Raw genomic sequence first — 16,859 nt, 5'->3', positions numbered from 1 at the left:
AGCTCGCTATAGAAGCTTCGCAAGAATAACTTTAGCTAAGGTTTGAGGCTATAGCCCAGATTAAAAAACGCCTTTTATCAATTTTTTATGCAGGTTTTGTCTATGTGATAAAGCGAAATGGTCAGAAAGGAGGTGAATAATTCTTTAAATAAAGGTTAACGGCAGCATAAAAAAACGTAAACAGCAGCCGCGCTGGCAGCGACTGCCTGATTATCGGGAGGGATCAGTGAAGAAAATGGTCAACCGCGCTAGTTTTTTGCGCGTCTTCTTCCGCGTTAAACAGAAGCTGATGCGCCCCGGCCTCAAGGATCACCATAGAAATCTGCTCTTCACTTTGGCGAACAAACCATTCGAACTGTTCGTAGGTGACGCCTTGCATAACGGATAAAGACTGGCACACAACCAGTTTTGGCAGATTATCATCCTGCATATCGAGAAAGGCTTTTACCGTCAACGAACTGGCGTTGATAGCAGAGAGATCGGCCGCCAGCGGCAGCAACGCGGAAGGCCTGACCTCCGCCATCGCGGAAAAAAGAACGGTGTTGTCCACCAAATCGATTTTAGCATCGTAGACGCCGTCAAAATTCTGCATATGCGGCAAATGCAGCGCCTGGCAGGTATCACATTCGAAGAAATTCATGCCCAGGTCGTCGAGCCATTGACGCAACGTATCCAGAGTGGGAACGACCAGTGATATCATAATAATGTGCTACCTCTTACGATGACGATGAAAAAATTACCGGCACAGCTTACGCAAAAAGCGTGCTTCGTACTACGGCGGAATCCACGATTGCGATTAGCCGCCGATTTTAAGGCAAAATTCAGGCGTAGCGTGACGTTCTATCCACTGAATCATTCGCCCCGCGATATCCACGCCCGTAGTCTTTTCGATACCTTCCAGTCCCGGCGAGGCATTCACCTCCATCACCAGCGGCCCGCGCGCGGCGCGTAAAATATCGACACCCGCCACATCCAGCCCCAGCGTCTGTGCGGCTTTGATGGCGATATCCCGTTCACGGGGCGTGATCGTCGCGATGCTGGCCACCCCGCCACGATGAAGATTGGAGCGAAAATCACCGGCTTTCGCGCACCGCTCAATCGCCGCCACAACCTCATTGCCGACGACCAGACAACGAATATCGCATCCTTTAGCTTCGGCAATGTATTCCTGAACCAAGATATGGGCATTCAGCCCCCGAAACGCATCAATAACACTTTCAGCAGCCTGACGCGTCTCCGCCAATACCACGCCGATCCCTTGCGTGCCTTCTACCAGCTTCACGACCAGCGGCGCCCCGCCAACCATCTTAATAAGATCGCTGGTATCATCCGGCGAATGGGCGATCCCGGTAATGGGGAGATCGATCCCCTGGCGCGCCAGAAGTTGTAGCGATCGCAGCTTATCGCGCGCGCGGGTAATAGCGACGGATTCATTCAGCGGATAGCTACCCAGTAGCTCAAACTGACGTAGCGCAGCGGTACCATAAAAGGTAATGGCCGAACCAATACGGGGAATAACGGCGTCAAAATGGGGCAGACGACGCCCCTTGTAATGGATCGACGACGCAGCCGGATTAATATTCATATAGCAGGAAAGAGGATCGAGTATCTCGACCAGATGGCCGCGCCGCATCGCCGCTTCGCGCAGACGTTTGCAAGAATAGAGCGTTCCATCCCTGGACAATATGGCAATTTTCACCCTGCACCTCGCTGAAAACCCTGAAAAGCCCGCGTATCATACACTGGCCCGCAGGTTTTAGCGCGTCGCCCAGCCCTGTTTATGCAAATATTCAAGGATAAATGGGCGATTTTCTTTAATCAGGGTGCGACGGATATGATCGCTCCAGGTATCGCGTCGCGTATTACTGCCGCGGGTCAGATAATACTCAGCCAACTGCTCGTCATAGCGCGCCAGCAGCTTTTCATCAAGCGGTTGATACTGGTTCTCATGAACCACAAGCTCAGCAGGCAGGCGCGGTTTCAGATCCGGATTATCCGCAGGCCATCCCAAACACAGGCCAAAGAGCGGCAATACATGCTTCGGCAATTTTAACAGTTCGGTAACAGACTCAATATTGTTACGGATGCCGCCGATATACACGCCGCCTAATCCCAGTGATTCCGCCGCCGTCAGCGCATTTTGCCCCATCATCGCCGTATCGACGACACCGAGCAGCAGTTGTTCGGCAAGCCCCAACTGCGCGTCAGGGCAGATCTGCAAATGACGATTAAAATCGGCGCAAAATACCCAGAACTCAGCGGCCTGCGCCACATGCTTTTGCCCTCCCGTCAGGGGCACTAACGCCTCGCGCAGCGCCCGATCGGTAATACGGATAATAGAGCTGCACTGTAAAAAACTGGAACTGGACGTGCTGCGCGCGGCGGCAATAATGGCCTCTCGCTGCGCGTCAGTCACGGGTTCATCGGTGAAATGGCGAATAGAACGATGGCCACAAAGAAGTTCAATGGTCGGACTCATTATGCTTTTCTCTATCTGAACGGGAAGAAATGTCGGGTGGACGTTTCATCAACTGCGGCGCCAGTAACTGCGCAATACGCCACATCATCGCCACCGCGGCGGGGAGGATCAACACGACGCCCAGGAAAACCATCAATACGCCAGCCAGCGACGTATTGAACGGCGCGGGCAGCGTAAGGTAATGATTAAGCGATAGCAGAGCAAGCGCCAGCAAAATCATACCGAGGCATTCCAGTATCAGTATGCTTTTGGGTAACACGCCAATCGTGCGCATATCAAGCCTCCCGGTTAACTGACGCACAGTGTAGAACGTTCTGGTCCGGCGTGCTTAACAGATATAGCCCTGGGTTATCAAAGGAACAGGCGTAACCTGCTTTTCATCTGCCGTAAATCGCGGCATGATAACACCTGTTCGCCGTCTGGCTTTATGTTCGAGGAGAGATATGTTTACTGTTATTTTTGGCCGCCCAGGGTGCCCTTATTGCGTGCGTGCAAAAGAGTTGGCGGAAAAACTGAGCAAAGAACGCGACGATTTTAACTACCGCTATATTGATATCCATGCTGAAGGCATTACTAAAGCGGATTTGGAAAAAACCGTAGGTAAACCTGTAGAAACCGTACCGCAGATTTTTGTCGATCAAAAACATATCGGCGGCTGTACGGATTTTGAAGCATGGGCAAAAGAAAATCTGAATCTTTTCGCCTGATTGCTCTGGCAACGCCCTCTACCGGAGGGCGCTATCGGCGTTTTTTTCGCCGGTGGCTAAACAGGCTGCTAATAAACAAATAGCAGAGCGCGCCTAACGCACACCAGAATACGGCGCTAAATAACCACGCCAGTTCTTGCCAAAACGATCGGGTAGGCATAAATACCACGCGCATTAACACCAGGCAAAACGGCGCCGCCAGCATCGCCCCGATCAGCGGTCGGATCACCTCGCGTCGGTGAGAACAAAAACTGGCCACCGCACCAGGCAACGTAAAAAATAACAGTCCAATCTCAGGATGCCCTGCCGCGCGAAAAGCGCCTTGTACATGCATAGTTAATGAAAGACACACCACAATAAAGAGTACAAAGCAGCAGACAACGCTTGCCCACCCGTGTTTATGTTTCAATCGTTCCTCCTGACACTCTCTATCGAACACGCTTTCCGCCGTGAGGCATCCAGTCAGATAAAGTCATGTGGCATTCCATGCCAAAAACACACCTGCACGATTCTTATAGCCGTTAGTACGCAATAAGATTAAACTAGCAGGATATATTGTTGTGTTGTTTTTATTTGGATGCTGTATGCAATACGATTGCACCCTTAATTCATGATAAAAACAGTAGCGTAAATTACCATTTCTTTCAACAGCTTACTCGTAAACAAGAAGTTAGTCTCCGTGAATATAAACGTCGCAGATTTGTTAAATGGGAATTACATCCTGTTATTATTTGTGGTCCTGGCTCTTGGCCTGTGTCTTGGCAAGTTACGTCTGGGTTCAGTCCAACTTGGTAATTCCATTGGCGTTTTAGTGGTCTCTCTATTATTAGGGCAGCAACACTTCAGTATTAACACCGACGCGCTAAATCTGGGATTTATGCTGTTTATTTTTTGTGTCGGCGTCGAGGCTGGCCCCAACTTTTTTTCGATTTTTTTTCGTGACGGTAAAAATTATCTGATGCTTGCCCTGGTCATGGTCGGTAGCGCTCTGCTAATCGCCTTAGGCCTTGGTAAGCTATTCGGCTGGGATATCGGCCTGACGGCCGGTATGCTGGCCGGCTCAATGACATCCACGCCCGTGCTGGTTGGCGCAGGCGATACCCTGCGACATTCCGGCATCGCCAGCACCCAACTCTCCTCCGCTCTTGATAATCTGAGCCTGGGCTATGCCCTGACCTATCTGATTGGGCTGGTCAGTCTGATCGTGGGCGCGCGTTACTTGCCTAAACTACAGCATCAGGATTTGCAAACCAGCGCCCAGCAAATTGCTCGCGAGCGCGGTCTGGATACCGATGCTAATCGCAAAGTTTATTTGCCGGTTATCCGCGCCTATCGGGTTGGCCCGGAACTGGTGGCCTGGACTGACGGCAAAAACTTGCGCGAGCTGGGTATTTACCGCCAGACAGGCTGCTATATCGAACGTATTCGCCGTAACGGTATTCTGGCGAACCCGGATGGCGATGCGGTGCTGCAAATGGGCGATGAGATTGCGCTGGTCGGCTATCCGGACGCGCACGCCAGGCTCGATCCCAGCTTCCGTAATGGTAAGGAAGTGTTTGATCGCGATCTGCTTGATATGCGCATCGTGACGGAAGAAATTGTGGTGAAAAACCACAATGCGGTCGGTCGCCGCCTCGCTCAGCTCAAGCTGACCGATCATGGCTGCTTCCTTAACCGCGTCATCCGCAGCCAGATCGAAATGCCTATCGACGATAACGTCGTGCTGAATAAAGGCGACGTGTTACAGGTGAGCGGCGACGCCAGACGCGTAAAAACCATCGCCGATCGCATTGGTTTTATTTCGATCCATAGTCAGGTGACGGACCTGCTCGCCTTCTGCGCTTTTTTTATCATCGGGTTAATGATCGGGATGATTACCTTCCAGTTCAGCAATTTTAGTTTCGGCATCGGCAACGCGGCCGGATTGCTGTTCGCCGGGATCATGCTCGGTTTCCTGCGCGCTAACCATCCTACCTTTGGTTATATTCCGCAGGGCGCGCTTAACATGGTGAAAGAATTCGGCTTGATGGTATTTATGGCAGGCGTTGGTTTAAGCGCCGGCAGCGGTATCAGCAACGGTCTGGGCGCGGTCGGCGGACAAATGCTGATCGCCGGGCTTGTCGTCAGCCTGGTACCGGTGGTGATCTGCTTCTTGTTTGGCGCTTATGTGCTGCGCATGAACCGGGCGCTGCTGTTCGGCGCCATGATGGGCGCGCGTACCTGCGCCCCGGCGATGGAAATCATTAGCGATACGGCGCGCAGCAATATTCCAGCGCTGGGTTATGCGGGGACTTACGCCATCGCCAACGTTCTGCTAACGCTGGCGGGGACGCTTATTGTCATCATCTGGCCGGGGTTAGGATAAAACTGAAGTTTGCCTTTAAGTGGAAAAATTTTGCCAATAGGTCGAACTTTTCGTTAAAGCATCAGTCATACCTATTGCCACTGCTTTTCTTTGATGTCCCCATTTTGTGGAGCCCATCAACCCCGCCATTTCGGTTCAAGGTTGGTGGGTTTTTTGTTGCCTGACGCAGAGTGACACGACATTGACTCTCCGGCGATTCGCTTTACCATCTGTAAAATCGCTTCACGCGCCAGCGGCGTTCGATCCGTTACAAAATGCAGTGTCATCCCCTCGATAAACGCATCCAGCGCGCGGGCAGTCTGCGCGTCAAACCACTGCGCCAGCGTATTCTGGCTACGCTGCATCCAGTTTTGCATGACTATTTTTAACGCTGGCTTATCGCTGGCATAGGCATATAACTGATACATTAACGCCATATTATCCGGCGTCGTAACCTGCGAACCGTAAATCATTTCCGTTATCGCCTGGCACGCCCCCTCCGCATCCGTCACCTGCGCAAAAAAGTCCTGGTATTGACGAGACATGTTTTCGGTGAAAAGTGTAAAAGCTTCACTCAATAACGCATCCATACCGGCAAAATAGTAGGTCATTGAGCCAAGCGGCACCTGAGCGATAGCGGCGATTTTCCGGTGCGTCACGGCATGAACGCCATAGGTCTTTACCGCTTCCAGTGTGGCCTGAATTATTTTTTCCCGTCGCTTAGGATCATTGGCGCGTCTTACGGCATTTTCTTTCATGATGAGTTCCACATCTCATTCAGGATGCAGGCTATAGTAGCCTGCCGCTTACGCTGAAAAAATAGACAGTAAAAACTGTCTGCACAACGAAGTATGACGACGATATGTACAAATGTACACAAGCTTGCTAATGTTTACCTCTCGCTTCTATTTTCTGGCCTGACGCTATGACCGTCCTCTCCTCACGTAACGCCTTAAAACGCCGTACCTGGGCGCTGTTTATGTTCTTCTTTTTACCCGGACTGCTGATGGCCTCCTGGGCAACCCGAACGCCTGCTATTCGGGATATTCTTTCCGTCTCTACCGCGGAAATGGGGGCGGTCTTATTCGGGCTTTCTATCGGTTCAATGAGCGGTATTCTTTGTTCCGCCTGGCTGGTGAAACGATTTGGCACCCGGAAGGTTATTCGCACGACGATGACCTGCGCAGTAACCGGGATGGTTATTCTTAGCATCGCGCTGTGGTGCGCCTCGCCGCTGATTTTTGCCCTTGGATTAGCCGTCTTCGGCGCCAGTTTTGGCGCAGCCGAAGTGGCGATTAATGTCGAAGGCGCGGCGGTCGAACGCGAGCTGAATAAAACCGTTCTGCCGATGATGCATGGTTTCTACAGTTTCGGCACGCTGGCGGGCGCTGGTGTCGGCATGGCGTTAACCGCATTAAGCGTCCCGGCTAACATCCATATCATCCTCGCGGCTGCCGTGGCGATCGCGCCCATTTTTATCGCCATTCGGGCGATCCCTGACGGTACGGGTAAAAACGCATCGGAAGATGCTCACCTTCAGGAAAAAGGATTACCTTTTTATCGGGACATCCAGCTTTTGCTTATTGGCGTGGTGGTGCTGGCAATGGCATTCGCCGAAGGCTCTGCGAATGACTGGCTGCCGCTACTGATGGTAGACGGACACGGTTTTAGCCCAACCTCCGGCTCTCTGATCTACGCCGGTTTCACGCTTGGTATGACCGTTGGCCGCTTTACCGGCGGCTGGTTTATTGACCGCTATAGCCGGGTGACGGTTGTTCGCGCCAGCGCGTTGATGGGAGCGCTGGGCATTGGCCTGATTATTTTTGTCGATAGCGACTGGGTCGCCGGCGTCTCGGTCATTCTTTGGGGCTTAGGCGCTTCGCTCGGCTTCCCGCTGACCATTTCCGCCGCCAGCGATACCGGTCCCGACGCGCCGACGCGCGTGAGCGTTGTCGCCACGACCGGCTATCTGGCGTTTTTGGTCGGGCCGCCGCTGTTGGGCTATCTGGGAGAGCATTATGGATTACGCAGCGCCATGATGGTTGTGCTGGCGCTGGTTATTCTGGCGGCGCTGGTGGCGAAGGCCGTCGCCAAACCTGTATCGACTCCGCAACCGGTGATGGAGCATAACGCATGAGTATCAAATTAATCGCCGTCGACATGGACGGCACTTTTCTGAGCGATCAAAAAACCTATAACCGTGACCGGTTTATGGCGCAGTACCAACAAATGAAGCGGCAAGGCATTCGCTTTGTCGTGGCCAGCGGCAACCAGTATTACCAGTTAATCTCCTTCTTTCCGGAAATTGCGCACGAAATCGCTTTTGTCGCGGAAAACGGCGGTTGGGTGGTCAGCGAAGGAGAGGATGTTTTTAACGGCGAGCTGACAAAAGCCGACTTCCAGACGGTTGTCGAACACCTGCTCACACGCGCCGATGTGGAGATTATCGCCTGTGGAAAAAACAGCGCCTACACGCTGAAACGGTACAACGATGCGTTAAAAGCCGTTGCGGCAATGTATTATCATCGTCTGGAGTTTGTGGATAATTTTAATAATATCAACGATGTCTTTTTCAAATTCGGCCTTAATATTACCGATGAACGGATACCGGAAGTACAGGCGGCGCTGCACGACGCCATTGGCGATATCATGGTCCCCGTTCATACCGGCTATGGCAGTATTGATTTAATAATTCCCGGCGTGCATAAAGCCAACGGCCTGCGTCTGTTACAACAGCGCTGGGGCATTCATGATAGTGAAGTGGTGGTATTCGGCGACGGCGGCAACGATATTGAGATGCTGCGTCAGGCCGGGTTTAGTTTTGCCATGTCGCACGCCAGCGAAGCGGTCGCGGCGGCGGCGAAATACTGCGCCGGATCGAACAACCAGGAAGGCGTGCTGGATATCATCGACAGCGTATTAAACAACGAGCCGCCGTTCAACGTCTAGCGGATGCCTCTCTATGCCTGATAACAGAAAGCTTATCAGGCGTAGCCGCTCTCTCAGACTGTTTGCAAATTCCCCGTCCGCTTATCTTTTAAGAAGACCAGCATCAGCAGTAGCCAAAGAATACCGTTTGCCAGATTAAACAGGCTAAATAGCCCATTGCCGCCGCTTAACCAGGCGTGTTTACTGACTTCAATGCCAACGGTAAAAATCAGCATTTGTAGCATTCCCATCGCCGCCGAGACCGTTCCTTTACTCATATCGCTGGAAAAGAGCGTCAGACGCACCAGTCCGGCATTCGCCAGCCCAATGCCAAAAGCGTATACGCTTAATCCCGCCGTCATCCATAAATAAGCATGGGATGAAACCACCGTCGCCGCCGCGGCGATGATCAGCCCCGCGACGATAGGCCAGCCGCCCATCACGATCAGCGAGCGAACCGTACGTCGGGAGGTTAAACGCGCCAACACCAGATTACCGGCAATGAGCGCGCCAAAAACGGGCACCTGCAGCAGACCATATTCATAGCTGCTGAGCTGTTCGCCGCTAATGATGATAATCGGCGACTGCGCAATCCAGGCCAACAGCGGCAGGCTGACAAATCCCAGCGCTAACGCCCCTGCGACGAACCGCCGATTTTTTATCACCAGCCGATAGTCACGGCCCAGCGCCTTAAATGACAGCGTTTCGCCCCGCCGCGTGGCGGTCTCCGGCATTGCGCGCTGTAGCCCGAAAAAGGCGATAGCGGCCAGTGCGGCAAATAAAATAAACATCCCCTCCCACGGCAGAACATGCACCCATGCCGCCCCAACCAGTGGTCCCAGTAGCGGCGCGATTAACGCCACGTTCGCCATCAGCGCGGTAATTTTTATACACACCGCTTCCTCAAAGGATTCCTGAATCGCGGCATACCCTACAGCGCCGATAAAACACAGGCTAATCCCTTGCAAAAAACGCAGGAATGTAAATTGTTCGATGTTTTTCGCCAGTAACGTCGCCAGGCAGGTGACAATAAACCACACGACGCCCGCCAGCATCACGGGACGACGGCCAATCCGGTCAGACAACGGGCCAAGCAGCCACTGTAAGAACATACCGCCCGCCAGATAAGCGGTCATGGACGTCGGAACCCAGTCCAGGCCCGCCTGATACTGCTCAACCACCGCCAGCATACCCGGCTGGATCATGTCGTTGCCAATATAAGTAGAAAACTCGTACAGCACCAGACAGAGAGGAAAAAGCAGCGCCTGACGTCCCAGCCTGCCGCCTGATTGTAAACGATTCTGCATACCATCTCTTCGCCAATAAAAACCGCGCAGAGTGTAATGAAAGTCGGGGAACTGAGATAGCGAATTATGAGGCTGCAAGGGAAATAGCGCACATTTTTACAGAAAGCCGCTTAGCGCTTGCATACTTTAAGGTTAATTTAAGTTTGCGCCGTTATCATCGACATTATTTTATGCCATTGTCTTAAATCTCTTCATGTTGCCGCCAAATAAGACAATACTGCTTTTCCTCCCTGTTACGCTGCATTTATGCTCAGTTTGCACGGGGATGAGCTGGCTATCCCTTTTGATTTCATTGCTCCGAGCCTGGATGTTATGCTGGAAAACCTTAACAACTCGCTGTTTTATTTTATTAACGCCACGCCTGATTCCGCGCAGTGGACAATTTCGCTCGCTATCTTTATCGCCAAAGATGTCATCAACATCGTCCCGCTCTTAGCCGTTGTACTCTGGCTGTGGGGTCCCCGCGATCGGGTCTGCGCCCAGCGCCAGCTGATCGTTAAAATCGGCATCGCGCTGATTATCAGTCTGGCGGTCTCCTGGACAATGGGACACCTTTTCCCGCACGACCGTCCGTTTGTCGATCATATCGGCTATAACTTCCTGCATCATGCCGCCGATGACTCTTTCCCCAGCGATCACGGTACGGTGATTTTTACCTTTGCGCTGGCGTTTTTGTTCTGGCACCGCCTCTGGTCAGGCATCGTGATGATGGCGATAGGCATTACCATCGCCTGGTCGCGCGTCTATCTCGGCGTACACTGGCCGTTAGATATGATTGGCGCGCTGCTGGTAGCGATGCTTGGCTGCCTGAGCGCGCAATTGATCTGGCAATGGTACGGCGTGCCGCTCTACCAGGCACTGCAACGTTGTTACCGTTTCTGTTTCGCGTTGCCCATTCGAAAAGGCTGGGTACGTGACTAAACAGCGAAAAAAAGAGTAATATTAAGCGCTCTGTATGGTGCGGAGCGCTTATTTAACTCTCCAGGGGAACTATGGAAACGCGACGCGACGAGCGTATTGGTCAATTGCTGCAGGCCTTAAAACGCAGCGATAAACTTCATCTTAAAGAAGCCGCGACCCTGTTGGGCGTCTCTGAAATGACCATTCGTCGCGACCTGAACCATAAAAGCGCGCCTGTCGTGTTGCTGGGCGGCTATATCGTACTGGAGCCCCGCAGCGCCAGTCATTATCTGTTAAGCGATCAAAAATCTCGTCTGGTGGAAGAAAAACGCCGAGCCGCTCAGTTGGCTGCGGGCCTGGTACAAGCGCATCAGACGGTATTTATTGACTGTGGCACCACCACGCCGTGGATCATTGAAGCCATTGATAATGACCTTCCCTTTACGGCGGTGTGCTATTCACTTAATACCTTTCTGGCGCTGCAGGACAAACCACATTGCCGCGCCATTCTCAGCGGCGGGGAGTTTCACGCCAGCAACGCCATTTTCAAACCGCTTGATTTCCATGAAACCTTAAACAATATTTGTCCGGATATCGCGTTTTATTCCGCCGCCGGCGTTCATACCAGTAAAGGCGCTACCTGCTTTAATCTGGAAGAGCTGCCGGTAAAACATTGGGCCATGACGATGGCACAGTGCCATGTACTGGTGGTGGATCACAGTAAATTCGGCAAGGTACGTCCGGCGCGGATGGGGGAATTATCACGCTTTGATACGATTATCAGCGACCGCCGTCCCGATGAGGCCTTTGTGGCCTACGCTAAAGCGCAACAAATTACTCTGATGTATTAACCGCAGGTTGCCGGATGCGACGCGCACCCGGCAACGGGGTTATTTTACGAGAACCAACTGCCAAACCACTGATGGAGTTTCATCAGCACAAAATCCCACATCCGGCTGAAAAATCCCCCCTCCTCGACGTTTTCCATCACCATTAACGGGCGTTGCTCAATGGATTTTCCGTTAAGCTGGAAATCGATGGTGCCGACAACCTGCCCTTTCTTCAACGGCGCCGTGAGCTGTGGTTCGTTCAACGTAAAGCTGGCCTTCAGGTTTTTAAGCTGCCCACGCGGAATCGTCACAGACCCCGCATCGCCCGCCCCCAAATTGACCTCACGCTTATCGCCAAACCAGACCCGTTGCGTCACGAATGTCGCGTCAGGTTTAATCGGCGTGACCGTTTCAAAGAAGCGGAAACCCCAGGTCAGCAGTTTTTCTGACTCATTAAAACGAATACGGTCTGTTTTCGCCCCCAGCACGACAGAGATCAGGCGCATATCGCCCTGGGTGGCGGAGGCGACAAGGTTATATCCAGCGCCTGCCGTTGTCCCCGTTTTCATGCCGTCGACATGCAGATTGGTGCTCCACAACAGGCGGTTGCGGTTCGGTTGACGAATATTATTAAAAGTAAACTCTTTCTCTTTATGAATGGCGTATTCGTCAGGCACATCGTGAATCAGGGCCTTGCCGAGCAGCGCCATATCGCGAGCGGTACTGAACTGCCCTGGCGCATCAAGACCGTGTACCGTCTGGAAGGTTGTATTGGTTAACCCCAGTCGTTTCGCATAGGCGTTCATCAGGCCGATAAAGGACTCCTGGCTTCCGGCGACGTAGTCGGCAAGCGCGATACAGGCATCATTACCTGACTGAATGATGATGCCTTTATTAAGATCCGCCACCGACACCTGATCGCCTGGCTTCAGAAACATCACCGACGACCCACGTAGCGCCGGGTTCCCCGTCGCCCAGGCATCTTTGCCCACCGTCACCATATCGGTCAGCTTGATTTTCCCTGCCTTCAGCGCCTGGCCCACCACGTAGCTGGTCATAATTTTTGTCAAACTGGCAGGGTCGAGTTTCTCATCGGCATTGCCTTCCGCCAGTACTTTACCGCTGGCGTAATCCATTAAGATCCAGGCTCGCGCATCAACGCCCGGCGGCGCGATCGTTTGTTCCTCTGCCTTTACAGGCGAAGCGAAAAGGAATAAGAGAACCGAACTTGCCGCGAGGCTACGAAGGGAAGAAGCGTATTGCGTCATAGTACCACCCGAGTATCCATTCCAAAAACACACGTCACACCACCGTGTAATAAGTGCGGTGAGTAATAACGCACTCACGACGTTAAAGAAACCGTAACTTGGTAAAGTTTTTAAAGTTTATGCAATAACATCCCGTTACGCTTCCTTCATAACGATTTTTTTACAGACCATTGTGTAAATGTTAGGTTTATCTCACGGTAGGCCGATTACTGTCATCATCCTGATAAAACGGAAGGGGTTAATATGATTACGCTGTGGGGCCGGAACAACTCGACTAATGTTAAAAAAGTGTTGTGGACGCTTGAAGAGCTGGAACTGCCATACGATCAAATTCTGGCAGGCGGAAAATTCGGCGTTAACCAGGATGCCGACTATCTGGCGATGAATCCTAATGGGCTGGTGCCGCTGCTTAAAGATGATGAAACCGACCTGTTATTGTGGGAATCCAATGCCATTGTCCGCTATCTGGCGGCGCAATACGGCCAGAACCGGCTATGGGTTGATAATCCGGCGCGGCGTGCGGAGGGCGAAAAATGGATGGACTGGGCGAATCAAACGTTAAGCCCGGCGCACCGCGTGATCCTGATGGGACTGGTCAGAACCCCGCCGGAAAAACGCGACCAGGCGGCAATTGAAGCCGGTATCGAAAAGTGTGACAGCCTGTTTGCGCTTCTTGATGATGCTCTGGCCCACCAGCCGTGGTTCTCCGGGGATAACTTTGGCACCGGCGATATCGCTATTGCGCCTTTCGTCTATAACCTGTTGAACGTGGGTCTGAAGTGGACGCCGCGCCCGAATCTGGAGCGCTGGTATCAGCAGCTTACCGAGCGCCCTGCTTTTCGCAAAGTGGTGATGATCCCGGTGACCTAACGCGTGGCTGCAGGACTTACCTTGAGTAACTGCCCGTCGGACTCATCGGTTAACACATATAAGTAGCCGTCAGGTCCGACACGCACATCCCGAATACGCTGCTTTCTGTCACCCAGAATACGGCCTTCTTCCGTCACCGTATTGCCATCGACGCGCATCACAATGACCTCTTTATCTTTTAGCGCGCCGATAAACAGTTTGTGCCGCCACGGCGCAAAAACGTCGCTGGCATAAAAAGCCATCCCGCTGATCGCCGGAGAATCCTTCCAGTAGTAAACCGGTTGCTCCGTTCCCTCGACAATTTCACCTTTGGCTTCCGGCACTTTCAGACCACTATAGTTGACACCCCATGTGGCCAGCGGCCAGCCATAATTTTTGCCTTTTTCCGGGATGTTAATTTCATCGCCGCCGCGCGGACCGTGTTCATGCAGCCATAGCGCGCCGCTCCAGGGATTGATGGCCAGCCCCTGCGGATTACGAATACCGTAAGACCAGATTTCCGGACGCGCGCCCGCCTGATGCACAAACGGATTATCCGGCGGAATTTCGCCCTGCCCGGTCAGGCGCACCAGCTTACCCTGTAATTTATCCAAATCCTGCGCGGTAGCGCGCTGGTTATTTTCACCCAGGGCAATAAAAAGAAACCCTTGCGCATCGAATACCATACGTCCGCCGAAATGGTTGCCGGTAGACAGCTTAGGCATCTGGCGAAACACGGTACGAAAATGCTCCAGACGCTGAAGATCGTCGCTCAGCCGTCCAAAACCGACTGCCGTACCGGCGTTTCCTTCGCGGTCAGCTTCAGCATAGCTCAGCCAGACGCGGCGCGACTGGGCAAAGTCAGGCGCCAGCACGACGTCCAGCAAACCTCCCTGCCCGTTTGCCCACACTTTCGGTACGCCAGCCAGCGGATCGGAAAGTCCCCGCCCCGCCTGCCAGTGGCGCAGTTGTCCCCCTTTCAGGGTAATGAGCATCCCACGGTTATCCGGCAAAAAAGCCAGCGACCACGGGTGATCGAGTCGGGTTTGCAGCACCTCAACGTTCACCGGCGCAAGATTGGCGTTCGCCCATGAAGAGAAAAGAGAGAATGAAACTATCGCGAGAAGTATTCGACGCATACCGCCTCCTTCAGGGCTCTGCGTTAAAGCGTAGTCAGCATCGCAAGAGGTCGGGTTTATTTTTACAAAACATTAAGCGGCGCGGTCCGGTAAAAAGGGGGAGTCGCCTCCCCCTTATTCAGACCTGTGTAAGCGGTGAATGTGCTTTCAGACTCTGAATACTCAGCGTCAAAGTTGTCAGACAGTTTTCAAGTTTATCTGCGTTGACGGCAATAAAGGTCGGACAATCATGGTGTCCGCTCATTAAACAAACGGCGGCGGCTGCAAGCGCGCCTTCGGCACGGCGCAGCGCGTTCCACTCTTCCTGATCGAGATGCAGTCCCTGCCGTAAAGCGTGATCGTGGAGCTCGCGATTCAGTTCAAAAAAATTGTCACGCAGAGTGTCACTTTCGCTGACTGACATATACCCCTTCGCTTTTCGCAATTGCAGATAAGCGGCAAGATCGATACGCGCGTTTATCAGCTTGTTGAGAAGATCGGTTCTCAGTCTGTCAACGACCATACCTTTTTTCCTCCTCTTTTCTACCAGGGTTCAACTTAATAGTATGGTCGTTTTTTAGACAAAGGGGTGTCAGAGATCAAGAATTTTCTTAGAATTGCCCTTTTTCACCTTTTGCTGACAACCACAACGGTTGATGCCGCCGCTCCTGATGAGATTGCGATACAATTTTTGTTCGGATATCTGTAGAATCCCTGCCCTGACCATTCCAATAAATGAACACTTTTTAAGCTATGAGTAATGTAACCCACCAGCCAAAGATCGGCTTCGTTTCCCTGGGCTGTCCGAAAAACCTCGTTGATTCGGAACGCATCCTGACTGAGCTGCGTACCGAAGGCTATGACGTTGTGCCACGCTATGACGATGCGGATATGGTTATCGTTAATACCTGTGGCTTTATTGACAGCGCGGTACAAGAGTCGCTGGAAGCCATTGGCGAAGCGCTGAACGAAAACGGTAAGGTAATCGTCACCGGCTGCCTGGGCGCAAAAGAAGATCAGATCCGCGAAGTGCATCCGAAAGTACTGGAAATCACCGGGCCGCATAGCTATGAGCAAGTTCTGCAGCACGTACATCATTACGTACCGAAGCCGAAGCACAATCCATTTTTAAGCCTCGTACCGGAACAGGGTGTAAAACTGACGCCGCGCCATTATGCGTATCTGAAAATTTCTGAAGGCTGTAATCACCGCTGCACGTTCTGCATCATCCCGTCGATGCGCGGGGATCTGGTCAGCCGTCCGATTGGCGACGTATTAAGCGAAGCGAAACGTCTGGTTGATGCCGGGGTCAAAGAGATTCTGGTGATTTCGCAAGATACCTCCGCCTACGGCGTAGATGTGAAGCACCGCACCGGATTCCATAATGGCGAACCGGTGAAAACCAGTATGGTGAGCCTGTGCGAACAGTTATCAAAACTGGGCGTCTGGACACGTCTGCACTACGTCTACCCCTACCCACACGTTGATGATGTGATTCCGCTAATGGCGGAAGGCAAAATCCTGCCCTATCTGGACATTCCGCTGCAACATGCCAGCCCGCGGATTCTTAAACTGATGAAACGTCCCGGTTCCGTTGACCGCCAACTGGCGCGCATTAAGCAGTGGCGTGAAATCTGCCCGGAACTGACCCTACGCTCCACCTTTATTGTCGGCTTCCCCGGCGAAACAGAAGAAGACTTCCAGATGCTGCTCGACTTCCTGAAAGAGGCGCGCCTCGATCGTGTAGGCTGCTTCAAGTACAGCCCGGTGGAAGGCGCAGGCGCGAATGACCTGCCGGATCAGGTGCAGGAAGAGGTGAAAGAAGAGCGCTGGAACCGCTTTATGCAACTGCAACAGCAAATCTCCGCTGAGCGCTTGCAGGAAAAAGTGGGCCGCGAAATTCTGGTGATCGTCGATGAGGTTGACGAAGAAGGCGCTATCGGGCGTAGCATGGCGGATGCGCCGGAAATTGACGGCGCGGTCTATTTGAACGGCGAAACCAACGTCAAGCCGGGCGATATCGTGCGCGTGAAAGTGGAAAACGCCGACGAATATGATTTGTGGGGCAGTCGGGTTTAACGCCACCTCCCCCGGCGCGGGTGCCGGATGTGTTACCCCACCTGGCGAGC

At 52.7% G+C, this 16,859-nt stretch carries 18 protein-coding genes; 8 read left to right on the top strand and 10 right to left on the bottom strand.

Annotated elements, in window-relative coordinates; genetic code table 11:
• Nucleotides 1–223 precede the first annotated feature (223 nt).
• The 4 genes from ACLD4F_RS14160 to ACLD4F_RS14145 form a co-directional block, all read right to left on the bottom strand.
• A complete protein-coding gene (locus ACLD4F_RS14160) occupies nt 224–700 on the bottom strand; it encodes a YbjN domain-containing protein (RefSeq protein ID WP_000624814.1) in 477 nt (158 codons plus the stop codon).
• 96 nt (nt 701–796) lie between these two features.
• On the bottom strand, nt 797–1,699 hold the full coding sequence (gene rimK / locus ACLD4F_RS14155) for a 30S ribosomal protein S6--L-glutamate ligase (protein ID WP_000684361.1): 903 nt from the start codon (nt 1,697–1,699) through the stop codon (nt 797–799).
• Between the two features lie 57 nt (nt 1,700–1,756).
• Nucleotides 1,757–2,479 (bottom strand): nitroreductase NfsA, encoded by a 723-nt coding sequence (nfsA, locus tag ACLD4F_RS14150; protein WP_000075300.1) that lies wholly within the window; start codon nt 2,477–2,479, stop codon nt 1,757–1,759.
• On the bottom strand, nt 2,463–2,753 hold the full coding sequence (locus ACLD4F_RS14145; RefSeq protein ID WP_023138442.1) for a YbjC family protein: 291 nt from the start codon (nt 2,751–2,753) through the stop codon (nt 2,463–2,465). Before ACLD4F_RS14145 ends, nfsA begins: the two co-directional genes overlap by 17 nt.
• Nucleotides 2,754–2,922: 169 nt before the next feature.
• Here ACLD4F_RS14145 and ACLD4F_RS14140 point away from each other — a divergent pair, with 169 nt between their 5' ends.
• Nucleotides 2,923–3,186: a GrxA family glutaredoxin gene (locus ACLD4F_RS14140; protein WP_000495513.1), complete on the top strand. Its 264-nt coding sequence runs from the start codon at nt 2,923–2,925 to the stop codon at nt 3,184–3,186.
• A gap of 31 nt (nt 3,187–3,217) precedes the next feature.
• On the opposite strand, the gene ACLD4F_RS14135 is transcribed toward ACLD4F_RS14140, so the two are convergent.
• On the bottom strand, nt 3,218–3,595 hold the full coding sequence (locus ACLD4F_RS14135) for an inner membrane protein YbjM (RefSeq protein WP_000680850.1): 378 nt from the start codon (nt 3,593–3,595) through the stop codon (nt 3,218–3,220).
• Nucleotides 3,596–3,865: 270 nt separating this feature from the next.
• On the opposite strand from ACLD4F_RS14135, the gene ACLD4F_RS14130 reads away from it, so the two are divergent.
• Nucleotides 3,866–5,551 (top strand): aspartate:alanine antiporter, encoded by a 1,686-nt coding sequence (locus tag ACLD4F_RS14130; protein WP_001024853.1) that lies wholly within the window; start codon nt 3,866–3,868, stop codon nt 5,549–5,551.
• Nucleotides 5,552–5,667: 116 nt separating this feature from the next.
• Here the strand turns inward: ACLD4F_RS14130 and ACLD4F_RS14125 are convergent, their stop codons facing one another.
• Nucleotides 5,668–6,288: a TetR/AcrR family transcriptional regulator gene (locus ACLD4F_RS14125; RefSeq protein ID WP_000661873.1), complete on the bottom strand. Its 621-nt coding sequence runs from the start codon at nt 6,286–6,288 to the stop codon at nt 5,668–5,670.
• Between the two features lie 167 nt (nt 6,289–6,455).
• Between ACLD4F_RS14125 and ACLD4F_RS14120 the strand changes: the two genes are divergently transcribed.
• Nucleotides 6,456–7,667, top strand: a complete 1,212-nt coding sequence (locus ACLD4F_RS14120) for an MFS transporter (protein ID WP_058111902.1) — start codon at nt 6,456–6,458, stop codon at nt 7,665–7,667.
• Entirely contained in the window at nt 7,664–8,479 is an 816-nt protein-coding gene (locus ACLD4F_RS14115) for a Cof-type HAD-IIB family hydrolase (RefSeq protein ID WP_079972988.1), read from the top strand. Before ACLD4F_RS14120 ends, ACLD4F_RS14115 begins: the two co-directional genes overlap by 4 nt.
• Before the next feature lie 53 nt (nt 8,480–8,532).
• On the opposite strand, the gene ACLD4F_RS14110 is transcribed toward ACLD4F_RS14115, so the two are convergent.
• Entirely contained in the window at nt 8,533–9,765 is a 1,233-nt protein-coding gene (locus ACLD4F_RS14110) for an MFS transporter (RefSeq protein ID WP_001181284.1), read from the bottom strand.
• 312 nt (nt 9,766–10,077) lie between these two features.
• Between ACLD4F_RS14110 and ybjG the strand changes: the two genes are divergently transcribed.
• Nucleotides 10,078–10,686: an undecaprenyl-diphosphate phosphatase gene (gene ybjG / locus ACLD4F_RS14105; RefSeq protein WP_079972990.1), complete on the top strand. Its 609-nt coding sequence runs from the start codon at nt 10,078–10,080 to the stop codon at nt 10,684–10,686.
• 71 nt (nt 10,687–10,757) lie between these two features.
• The gene (gene deoR, locus ACLD4F_RS14100) at nt 10,758–11,516 is read left to right on the top strand and encodes a DNA-binding transcriptional repressor DeoR (RefSeq protein ID WP_000450103.1); all 759 of its coding nucleotides are present in this window, start codon (nt 10,758–10,760) and stop codon (nt 11,514–11,516) included.
• Nucleotides 11,517–11,560: 44 nt separating this feature from the next.
• Here the strand turns inward: deoR and dacC are convergent, their stop codons facing one another.
• Nucleotides 11,561–12,763: a serine-type D-Ala-D-Ala carboxypeptidase gene (dacC, locus tag ACLD4F_RS14095; RefSeq protein ID WP_060633275.1), complete on the bottom strand. Its 1,203-nt coding sequence runs from the start codon at nt 12,761–12,763 to the stop codon at nt 11,561–11,563.
• 243 nt (nt 12,764–13,006) lie between these two features.
• Between dacC and ACLD4F_RS14090 the strand changes: the two genes are divergently transcribed.
• Nucleotides 13,007–13,633: a glutathione S-transferase family protein gene (locus ACLD4F_RS14090; RefSeq protein WP_000631907.1), complete on the top strand. Its 627-nt coding sequence runs from the start codon at nt 13,007–13,009 to the stop codon at nt 13,631–13,633.
• Here ACLD4F_RS14090 and ACLD4F_RS14085 read toward each other — a convergent pair.
• Both ACLD4F_RS14085 and bssR read right to left on the bottom strand, forming a co-directional pair.
• Nucleotides 13,630–14,751 carry a PQQ-dependent sugar dehydrogenase gene (locus ACLD4F_RS14085; RefSeq protein ID WP_001252730.1) on the bottom strand — a complete coding sequence of 374 codons (1,122 nt, stop codon included), beginning with the start codon at nt 14,749–14,751 and terminating at the stop codon, nt 13,630–13,632. The genes ACLD4F_RS14090 and ACLD4F_RS14085 overlap by 4 nt on opposite strands.
• 118 nt (nt 14,752–14,869) lie before the next feature.
• Entirely contained in the window at nt 14,870–15,253 is a 384-nt protein-coding gene (bssR, locus tag ACLD4F_RS14080) for a biofilm formation regulator BssR (RefSeq protein WP_000259651.1), read from the bottom strand.
• Nucleotides 15,254–15,483: 230 nt separating this feature from the next.
• Here bssR and rimO point away from each other — a divergent pair, with 230 nt between their 5' ends.
• On the top strand, nt 15,484–16,809 hold the full coding sequence (gene rimO, locus ACLD4F_RS14075; RefSeq protein WP_079972987.1) for a 30S ribosomal protein S12 methylthiotransferase RimO: 1,326 nt from the start codon (nt 15,484–15,486) through the stop codon (nt 16,807–16,809).
• Nucleotides 16,810–16,859 lie beyond the last annotated feature (50 nt).

Source organism: Salmonella sp. 741265050_HSA (assembly GCF_046569445.1).
Taxonomy (GTDB): Bacteria; Pseudomonadota; Gammaproteobacteria; order Enterobacterales; family Enterobacteriaceae; genus Salmonella; species Salmonella enterica.
This window is presented reverse-complemented; position numbering and strand designations above follow the sequence as displayed.

Excerpts from the sequence above, each read along its gene's own strand:
- ACLD4F_RS14085 (WP_001252730.1), bottom strand. The coding sequence starts at position 14,751 with ATGCGTCGAATACTTCTCGCGATAGTTTCATTCTCTCTTTTCTCTTCA.
- ACLD4F_RS14090 (WP_000631907.1), top strand. The coding sequence starts at position 13,007 with ATGATTACGCTGTGGGGCCGGAACAACTCGACTAATGTTAAAAAAGTG.
- rimO (WP_079972987.1), top strand. The coding sequence starts at position 15,484 with ATGAGTAATGTAACCCACCAGCCAAAGATCGGCTTCGTTTCCCTGGGC.
- ACLD4F_RS14110 (WP_001181284.1), bottom strand. The coding sequence starts at position 9,765 with ATGCAGAATCGTTTACAATCAGGCGGCAGGCTGGGACGTCAGGCGCTG.
- nfsA (WP_000075300.1), bottom strand. The coding sequence starts at position 2,479 with ATGAGTCCGACCATTGAACTTCTTTGTGGCCATCGTTCTATTCGCCAT.
- ACLD4F_RS14120 (WP_058111902.1), top strand. The coding sequence starts at position 6,456 with ATGACCGTCCTCTCCTCACGTAACGCCTTAAAACGCCGTACCTGGGCG.
- ACLD4F_RS14115 (WP_079972988.1), top strand. The coding sequence starts at position 7,664 with ATGAGTATCAAATTAATCGCCGTCGACATGGACGGCACTTTTCTGAGC.
- dacC (WP_060633275.1), bottom strand. The coding sequence starts at position 12,763 with ATGACGCAATACGCTTCTTCCCTTCGTAGCCTCGCGGCAAGTTCGGTT.
- bssR (WP_000259651.1), bottom strand. The coding sequence starts at position 15,253 with ATGGTCGTTGACAGACTGAGAACCGATCTTCTCAACAAGCTGATAAAC.
- ACLD4F_RS14145 (WP_023138442.1), bottom strand. The coding sequence starts at position 2,753 with ATGCGCACGATTGGCGTGTTACCCAAAAGCATACTGATACTGGAATGC.
- ybjG (WP_079972990.1), top strand. The coding sequence starts at position 10,078 with ATGCTGGAAAACCTTAACAACTCGCTGTTTTATTTTATTAACGCCACG.
- deoR (WP_000450103.1), top strand. The coding sequence starts at position 10,758 with ATGGAAACGCGACGCGACGAGCGTATTGGTCAATTGCTGCAGGCCTTA.
- ACLD4F_RS14160 (WP_000624814.1), bottom strand. The coding sequence starts at position 700 with ATGATATCACTGGTCGTTCCCACTCTGGATACGTTGCGTCAATGGCTC.
- ACLD4F_RS14140 (WP_000495513.1), top strand. The coding sequence starts at position 2,923 with ATGTTTACTGTTATTTTTGGCCGCCCAGGGTGCCCTTATTGCGTGCGT.
- ACLD4F_RS14125 (WP_000661873.1), bottom strand. The coding sequence starts at position 6,288 with ATGAAAGAAAATGCCGTAAGACGCGCCAATGATCCTAAGCGACGGGAA.